We start from the raw sequence: 8331 nt of genomic DNA, 5'->3' as shown, positions 1-8331 counted from the left end.
GGTCAAAGAACTCGCCTCGCAAACGTCCACCGCCACGGAAGACATTCGTACCCGCATCTCGGCGATTCAAGTTACCGCCCGCGATACGGTGCTGGCGATGGGCAACATCCGCGAAGTCATGACCCGCATCGACGAAGCGGCGAAATCCATCGCCGTCGCCGCCGATCAACAGACCGGCGCTGTCCAACAAATCGCCGCGCGCGTGGCCCATGTCGCCGAGACATCGCAAATCATTAGCAGTGGCGTAACCCAGTCGGCCCAGGCCTGCTCGGAAATCTCGCGGCACATCGTCAACGTCGATCAGGTCCTCCAGGACACCGTGACCGGCGCCCAGCGGAGCAACGGAGCGGGCCAACAACTCTCCGACGTGGCCAATGACTTGCTCACGCTCATGCAGGGCTTCAAGATCCGTCAGGCGGATTTGGCGGAAGCAACTGACGCCACTGCAGCCTAGCAACTTCACCGCTAGCTCATGGCCCGAGCACTTGTGCGCGACCCCAGGTCACGTCCAGGAAATCCTTGCGCAAATCGCCTATTCTAGCTGTCCGAAAAAGTTTAACCCACGCTGTGCAATCGTCCGATTCTAACGTCACGTCGAAAAGCGATGGGCGCTAGGCAATTGGGGATATCCTGCCGCGACGACGCCGTTTTCGAGGGTGCGATCGTCACAATTGGGAGTTTTCGCCAACCGGCGGGCGGCGTATCATTACGCCGGAACCAAGTGGTGAGTCGTTATCGGACGGCTCCCACCACCGTACAGAGGGGTTAGGCTGCGGACAATGAACATCCTGTTTACCACCAGCGAAGCAGTCCCGTTCGCCAAGACCGGAGGGTTGGCGGATGTGTGCGGTGCTTTGCCGGTGGAACTCGCCCGCCAGGGGCAGTCGCCCGTCGTAATCATGCCGGCATATCGCCACGTGTTCGCCTGTGGGCAATCGATCGTCCCGACGGGCGTCGACTACACAATTCCCATCGGCACGAAACAAGTTCGCGGCAGCTTTTGGAAGGGGAAACTCCCCGAGAGCGACGTCCCCGTCTACTTCGTCCGGCAAGACGACTACTTTGATCGGCCGCAGCTCTATACCGAGAACGGCGTCGACTACATCGACAACTGCGAGCGCTACGTCTTCTTTTGCCGCGCGGCCTTGGAAGCGATCCGGCTGCTCGACTTGAAGGTCGACCTGATCCATTCACACGACTGGCAAACCGGTCTGATTCCCGTGTACTTGAAGTCCGAGTATCGCGGCATCCCCGGCTACGAGGGCATCGGCACGCTGCTGACGATCCACAACATGGCCTTTCAAGGCATGTTCTGGCACTGGGACATGCTGCTCACCGGGCTCGATTGGCAGTTCTTTGATTGGCAGCGGATGGAGTTCTACGGCAAGCTCAACCTGCTGAAATCGGGACTGGTCTTCGCCGACGCGCTCAATACCGTGAGCCCGCGCTACTCCGATGAAATCCAATCCGCGCCCTTGGGCTGTGGCTTGGAAGGCGTGCTGCAACAGCGCCGCGGCGTGTTGACCGGCATCATCAATGGCGTCGATTACCGCGAGTGGGATCCGTCGACCGATACGAACTTGCCGGCGCAGTTCTCAGTCGAAACCGCCGCTGCCGGCAAGGCCGCCAATAAGGCTGCGCTGCAGCGCGAATTGAAACTACCGGAATCCCCCGGCGCGCCGATGTTAGGTTTCGTCGGTCGTTTGACGGAACAAAAAGGCATCGACCTGGTCGCCTCGGTGATGCAGGAATGGCTCAGCACGCAGAACGTGCAGTGGGTGATCCTCGGCACGGGCGAGTCGAAGTACCACGAACTGTTCAGCATGTTGGCGCAGCGCTACCCGCAGCGCGTCAGCACGACGCTGCAATTCGATAACGCGCTGGCCCACCGCATCGAGGCCGCGTCGGACATGTTCCTCATGCCGAGCCGCTTCGAGCCCTGCGGGCTCAACCAACTTTACAGCCTGAAATACGGCGCCGTTCCAGTCGTTCGCGCCACCGGCGGACTGGCGGATACGATCACGAATCTTACCAGTGAAACGCTCGCCAATCGCACGGCGAACGGCTTCAGCTTCGTCGAGTACAGCCCCATGGCGTTTCGCGAAGCGCTGGAACGGGCGCTCACGGCGTATGCGCATCCCGATCTCTGGTCGCAACTCGTGGCCAACGGCATGAAGCAAGATTGGTCCTGGTCGCGCAGCGCGCGGGACTACGTCGATCTTTACGAATCGACGCTCAGCCGAGTGCGGAGAACCGTGTCGGTGTGAGGCGGGGGGTAGTGAAGGAGTAGAGGAGAATAGGAGTAGAGGAGTAAAGAAGTAACGGAGTACAGGATGAGGCGCGGGACAATGTAGGGATACAGGCACCACACGGATCGGAAACTACTTTACTCCCCTTCTCCTTTATTGCTCCGCCTCCTCCCAACATGCACGACGTCTCGCTCGCGATCATCTGGCACCAGCACCAGCCGTACTATCCAGACGACATCGGCCAGGACAATCCCATGCCTTGGGTGCGCTTGCACGCGACCAAGGACTATTGGGGCATGGCGATGTTGCTCAAGGAGATTCCGGAGTTCCATTGCACGATCAACCTCGTGCCGAGTTTGCTGGCGCAGTTGCTGGCGTATCTCGAAGGGCACGAGGATCATCATCTGCGCGTGTCGCGGCTGCCGGCCGATGGTCTGGCCGAAGCCGACATGCACTACCTGCTCGACAATTTCTTCATGGTCCATCCGGACCATATGATCCGCCCCTACGCGCGCTATCACGAGCTCTACCGCAAGCGCGGGATGGGCGTCGACGGCGCGGCGCGCGCGGCGAAGCGCTTCAATCGCCAAGACATCATCGACCTCCAAGTCTGGTCGAACCTGACCTGGATTCACCCGCTGGCCTTCGAGCAAGACAAAGAGCTCCGCGCTTTCCGCGAACAAGGCAAGCAGTGGACCGAAGAAGAAAAGGCCTGGCTGCTCAAAAAGCAGATGGCGCTGTTGGCCGAAGTCGTCCCGCTGCATCGCGAGTTGATGGAACGCGGCCAACTAGAACTGACGACTACGCCGTTCTACCATCCGATCCTGCCGTTGCTCTGGGACAAGCGTCAGGCGCGTCGCGCGATGCCGGACGTGCATCTGCCGAAGCATCTGGACGGCTATGCGGAAGACGCGCAGAAGCACATCGAGATGGCGGTCGCCTACCACGAGGAACACTTTGGCTGCAAACCGCGCGGGATGTGGCCCTCGGAAGGTTCGGTCTGCGAGCCCATGATCGGCTCGGTCGCCAAGGCCGGCATCGATTGGATCGCCACCGACGAGGAGATTCTCTCCTGCTCGACGGACGGCTGGGTCTCCCGCGATGGTCACGGCTACCTGCGCAATCCGCACATGCTGTATCGCCCTTGGAAGCTCGAACAAGGGGGCAAAGACCTCCAGATCGTCTTCCGCGATCACGCCATGAGCGATCAGATCGGCTTCCACTATCAGCGGTTTCACACCGATCACGCGGTCAACGATTTCATCGGCAAACTGGAAGCCATCGGCAACGCCACGCACGAAAACGCGGGGCATCGCCCATCGTTGGTCAACATCATTCTCGACGGCGAGAACTGCTGGGAGTATTACCACAACGCTGGCGTCGATTTCCTGCGCCAGCTGTATCGCCGCGTGGCGTCGCATCCCAAGATCACGCCGACGCGCGTCTGCGATTACATCGACCGCCACCCGGCCACCGACAAGATCGGGCACCTGTTTCCCGGCAGTTGGATTCAGCACAACTTCGGGATCTGGATCGGCCACCACGAGTGCAACCGCGCTTGGGACTTGCTGTTCGAGACGCGGCATCACCTGAAACAGGCCGAGGCCAGCGGAGAAAAAACCGCCGAACAGTTGCAACTTGCTTGGCGCGAAATGTACATCGCCGAAGGAAGTGATTGGTTCTGGTGGTTCGGCGACTCGCATTCCAGTGCGCAAGACGCGGTCTTCGATCGCCTGTTTCGTAAGCACCTGCAAAACATCTACCAAGTGCTCGGCGACCAGATTCCCACGGACTTGCTGCGCCCGATTAGCCAAGGGCATCAGCAGGCCCGCATGCACAGCGAACCAACCGGCCTGCTGTCGGTGAAAGTCGACGGCCGGCAGACCTACTTCGAGTGGCTCAACGCCGGGCATTACCGCGCCAGCGGCTCGCGCGGCACGATGTCGATGCAAACCGACAGCCGAATTACCGATCTCCGCTTCGGTTTCGACACCAAGCGGTTGCTCGTCCGCTGTGATTTGCGCGGCGGCATCGCCCGGGAGCAATTAGCCGACGTCTCCGCATTGCGGCTCGTCTTCCTGCAGCCAGAAGGGTTCGAACTGATTATTTCGCACCCCGACTGGGCGGAACCGATTTTGCAGTTGTATCACCAGGACGTCCCGGTGGCGGAGTCCGGCGTGGCCGCATCGACCGATCGCATCGTCGAAATGGCCATCCCGCTCCAAACGCTGGGCCTCTCGACCGACGACCCGGTGCAGTTTTACCTGGAACTGCTGCAAACCGAACAATCACTGGAGCGCTCGCCGGTGGAAGGCGCCATCGAAACCACGGTCCCATCGCCGGAGTTTGAGTTGGTGATGTGGCAAGCGTGAGGAGGAAGTGATGAGTGCGGAGTGATGAGTAAATGCTCCGCGATGGCGGTTTTCCTGACTCATCACTCCGCACTCATCACTTGATTCAACAAACAACGACTGACTCACTTCAACTATGCCGGATTTACGCAAAGACCCTATCGTTGGCCGCTGGGTAATCGTGGCGAAGAGCCGCGCCAAGCGCCCGCACGATTTTGAGACGACGTCCCGGATGCGTTCCGGGGGGTATTGCCCGTTTTGCGCAGGGAACGAAGACGCCACGCCCGGAGAGATCCTGGCCTATCGAAAACCCGGCACGCCCGCCAATCAGGAAGGCTGGCGGGTGCGCGTGGTGCCGAACAAGTTCCCGGCATTGGAAATCGAAGGAGACCTCAACAAGCGCGGCGACGGCATCTACGACATGATGCGCGGCGTCGGCGCGCATGAGGTGATCATCGAGTCGCCCCAGCACCTGCTCAGCACGGCGGATTTGGAAGAAGAAGAGCTGCGCGAGGTGTTCTGGGTCTATCGCGATCGGTTGATCGACCTGAAGAAAGACCCGCGCTTGGTCTACGGGATGATCTTCAAGAACGTCGGCGAACAGGCCGGCGCGTCGCTCGAACACACGCACAGTCAGTTGATCGTCACGCCGATCGTGCCGATCAGCGTCTGGGAAGAGATGACCGGTTCGCTGGAGTTTTACAATTATCGCGGACGCTGCGTGTATTGCGATATGATCCAGCAAGAACTGGCTAACGAGAAGCGCATCGTCCTCGATACCCCGCGCTTCCTTGCCTTCTGTCCGTTCGCCAGCCGCTTCCCGTTCGAGACCTGGGTGGTGCCGAAGGCGCATTCGAGCCACTACGAAAACATCCAGAAGAACGCCGTCGAAGACCTCTCAACCGTCATGCGTCAGGTCATCGGCAAGATCGAAGTCGCGCTCGACCGCCCGGCGTACAACTACATTATCCACACCGCGCCGTTTGACAGCCAGGAATTGGCGCACTATCACTGGCATATTGAAATTATTCCGCGTTTAACGAAGACGGCGGGCTTTGAGTGGGGTACCGGCTTTTACATCAATCCGGTTCCGCCCGAAGATGCGGCGGCATTTCTCCGCGACGTCGACATGGATGCGCGAACTACGAAAACTCTTCCGGTTAAGAAGACTGGATAAATCATGCCCAATCCGTTGCGCTTCGTCATCGTTCTCCACAACCATCAGCCGGTCGGCAACTTCGACGGCGTGATCGAACAGGCGTACCAGGACAGCTACCTGCCGTTCCTGGAAGTCTTCGATCGCCACCCGTCGCTGCGCATCGGGCTGCACACGTCGGGCTGCCTGATGGAATGGCTCGACGTCCATCACCCGGAATACGTCGATCGCCTCGCGCGGCTCGTCGCGGAAGGCCGCATCGAGATCGTCGGCGGCGCGTTTTACGAGCCGATCCTGGCGATGATCCCCTCGCGCGACCGCATTGGGCAGATTTCCAGCTACACGCATTGGCTGGAACAACGGCTGGGCGCGAAGGTCCGAGGCATGTGGATCCCCGAACGCGTTTGGGAGCCGACCTTCGTCAGCGACCTGGCCGCGGCCGGCATCGAGTACACCGTGCTCGACGACTTCCACTTCAAAAACACCGGTCTGCTCGACGATCAACTGCACGGCTACTATCTGACCGAAGACGACGGCAAGTTGCTGGGCGTCTTCCCTGGCAGCGAGCGGCTCCGCTACACAATTCCGTTCGGCACCGCCGAGGAAACGATCGAATACCTGCGCGGCATCGCCGAGCGGCAGCCCGGCGCGGTCGTCGTCTTCGGCGACGACGGTGAAAAACTCGGCACCTGGCCGGAAACCAAGAAGCACGTCTACGAAGACGGTTGGCTGGAACGCTTCTTCCTCGCGCTCGAAGCCAACGCCGATTGGATCAAGCTCGGCACCTTGGCCGAAGCCTTCGAACAAACGCCGCCGATCGGCAAAGTTTATCTCCCCGATAGCAGCTACCGCGAGATGACCGAGTGGTCGCTCCCGTACGCGCGGTTGGCCGAATACGAGCAGATCGTCCACGACGCCGAGCATGAACCGCTCTGGCCGCAGATCAAGCCGTTCGTTCGCGGCGGCTTCTGGCGAAACTTCAAGGTGAAGTATCCCGAAGCCGACGAGATGTACACCCGTATGATGGGCGTTAGCCGCCGGCTGGAACAACTGCAAGAAGCCGGCCGCAACGGCGACGTCATGGAGTACGCCCGCACCGAGCTGTACCGCGCGCAATGCAACTGCGGCTTCTGGCACGGCGCCTTCGGCGGCATTTACTTGCCGCATTTGCGGAACGCCGTCTACAACCATCTGATCGCGGCCGAGAACCTGCTCGATCGCGCGGAACAACGCGCCGAGCATTGGGTGGAAGCCCAGGCCGGCGACCTGAATTTCGACGCGCGACAGGAAGTATCTCTGGCCAATGATCGCCTCGTGGCCCTAGTCGCGCCGCATCGCGGCGGGCAGATCTACGAGTTGGACGTGCGGACTATTTGCCACAACCTGATGGCCACGCTGACGCGCCGTCCCGAGGCTTATCACCGCAAGGTGCTGGCCGGCAATCAGGCCAGCGCCGACAAGGCCGCCAGCATTCACGATCGCGTCGTCTTCAAACAAGAAGGCCTCGATCAACGTTTGCAATACGACACCTATCAGCGCAAGTCGCTGCTCGATCATTTCTTCGACAACGAAACGACTCTCGCCGCGCTCGTCGGCGGCCAGGCGCTCGAACGCGGCGATTTCCTCACCGGCGTCTACGAAGCCCGAGTGCGGCGTAATCCGGATCGCATTCAGGTCCAAATGACCCGCGACGGCAACGCCTGGGGCACGCCGCTCAAGGTCACCAAGGGGCTCACGCTCGAGGCCGGCAGCTCCACGCTGGAGATTGCCTACCTGATCGAAGGCCTGCCGAAAGATCGCCCGTTCCATTTCGGGGTGGAATTCAATCTCGCGGGACTGCCGTCCAACGCTGGCGACCGCTACTTCCGCGACAGCCACGGCCGCCAACTCGGCCATCTCGGCACGCAACTCGACTTGCAGGATGTCGACTCAGTCGGCCTGATCGATCAATGGCTCGGCATCGACGTTGGCTTTTCGATCTCCCGCCCGACCGGCATCTGGACGTTCCCGATCGAAACCGTGAGCCAAAGCGAAGGCGGCTTCGAGCTGGTGCATCAATCCGTGACGGTGATCCCGCACTGGCTCGTCACCGGCGACCAACACGGCCGCTGGAGCGTGACGATGAACCTCTCGCTCGACACCACGCTGGCCGAAAGCCGCATGGAACGCCCCGGCGCAGTGGCGGTGGGGTAGCGCCTGCTAAGTGCATATAGAGCCAGAAGCGTCAGCGCCGGGAGCGCACCGGGATACGGCGCTGTCAGCAGTGCGCTCCGGGCGCTAACGCTTCTGGCGCCATCTTTTGCTCCGGGCACGACTCAAGGTTCTTGACCGCTCTTTTATCTACGCCCTTGTTATCTCTCATGCCGGAAACAAATCAGCCAATCCGGATCTATGCCGACTTTAACAACGCTGATCGACTCGGACGCGTGCGACTCAGTGTTAAAGGAACGCGGGATGACCTAGTTGCACTAGGTATTGAATTGCAAAGCGGAATGAGCGTTGAGCTGTATGACGATGATGAAATTGAGACGCCTGGTCGTGTGGAGTGGAGTCCGGTGGAAGGTTGGGTTGCAGT

General features: G+C 60.4%; 6 protein-coding genes. All 6 read left to right on the top strand.

Going from position 1 to position 8331, the window contains the following annotated elements; all coding sequences use genetic code 11:
- Positions 1-454 (top strand): hypothetical protein (locus SGJ19_28910; protein ID MDZ4784286.1); only part of this gene is annotated, 454 nt, incomplete at its 5' end.
- A gap of 325 nt (positions 455-779) precedes the next feature.
- Positions 780-2267 carry a glycogen synthase GlgA gene (gene glgA, locus SGJ19_28905; protein MDZ4784285.1) on the top strand — a complete coding sequence of 496 codons (1488 nt, stop codon included), beginning with the start codon at positions 780-782 and terminating at the stop codon, positions 2265-2267.
- A gap of 158 nt (positions 2268-2425) precedes the next feature.
- Entirely contained in the window at positions 2426-4621 is a 2196-nt protein-coding gene (locus tag SGJ19_28900; GenBank protein ID MDZ4784284.1) for a glycoside hydrolase family 57 protein, read from the top strand.
- Positions 4622-4736: 115 nt separating this feature from the next.
- Positions 4737-5777: a galactose-1-phosphate uridylyltransferase gene (gene galT, locus SGJ19_28895; protein MDZ4784283.1), complete on the top strand. Its 1041-nt coding sequence runs from the start codon at positions 4737-4739 to the stop codon at positions 5775-5777.
- A 3-nt stretch (positions 5778-5780) separates the two neighbouring features.
- Entirely contained in the window at positions 5781-7949 is a 2169-nt protein-coding gene (locus SGJ19_28890) for an alpha-amylase/4-alpha-glucanotransferase domain-containing protein (GenBank protein MDZ4784282.1), read from the top strand.
- 155 nt (positions 7950-8104) lie between these two features.
- A partial coding sequence (locus SGJ19_28885; protein MDZ4784281.1) for a hypothetical protein occupies positions 8105-8331 on the top strand: 227 nt, incomplete at its 3' end.

This window comes from Planctomycetia bacterium (assembly GCA_034440135.1).
In the GTDB taxonomy this organism is placed as follows: domain Bacteria; phylum Planctomycetota; class Planctomycetia; order Pirellulales; family JALHLM01; genus JALHLM01.
This window is presented reverse-complemented; position numbering and strand designations above follow the sequence as displayed.

Excerpts from the sequence above, each read along its gene's own strand:
- SGJ19_28890 (MDZ4784282.1), top strand. The coding sequence starts at position 5,781 with ATGCCCAATCCGTTGCGCTTCGTCATCGTTCTCCACAACCATCAGCCG.
- galT (MDZ4784283.1), top strand. The coding sequence starts at position 4,737 with ATGCCGGATTTACGCAAAGACCCTATCGTTGGCCGCTGGGTAATCGTG.
- glgA (MDZ4784285.1), top strand. The coding sequence starts at position 780 with ATGAACATCCTGTTTACCACCAGCGAAGCAGTCCCGTTCGCCAAGACC.
- SGJ19_28900 (MDZ4784284.1), top strand. The coding sequence starts at position 2,426 with ATGCACGACGTCTCGCTCGCGATCATCTGGCACCAGCACCAGCCGTAC.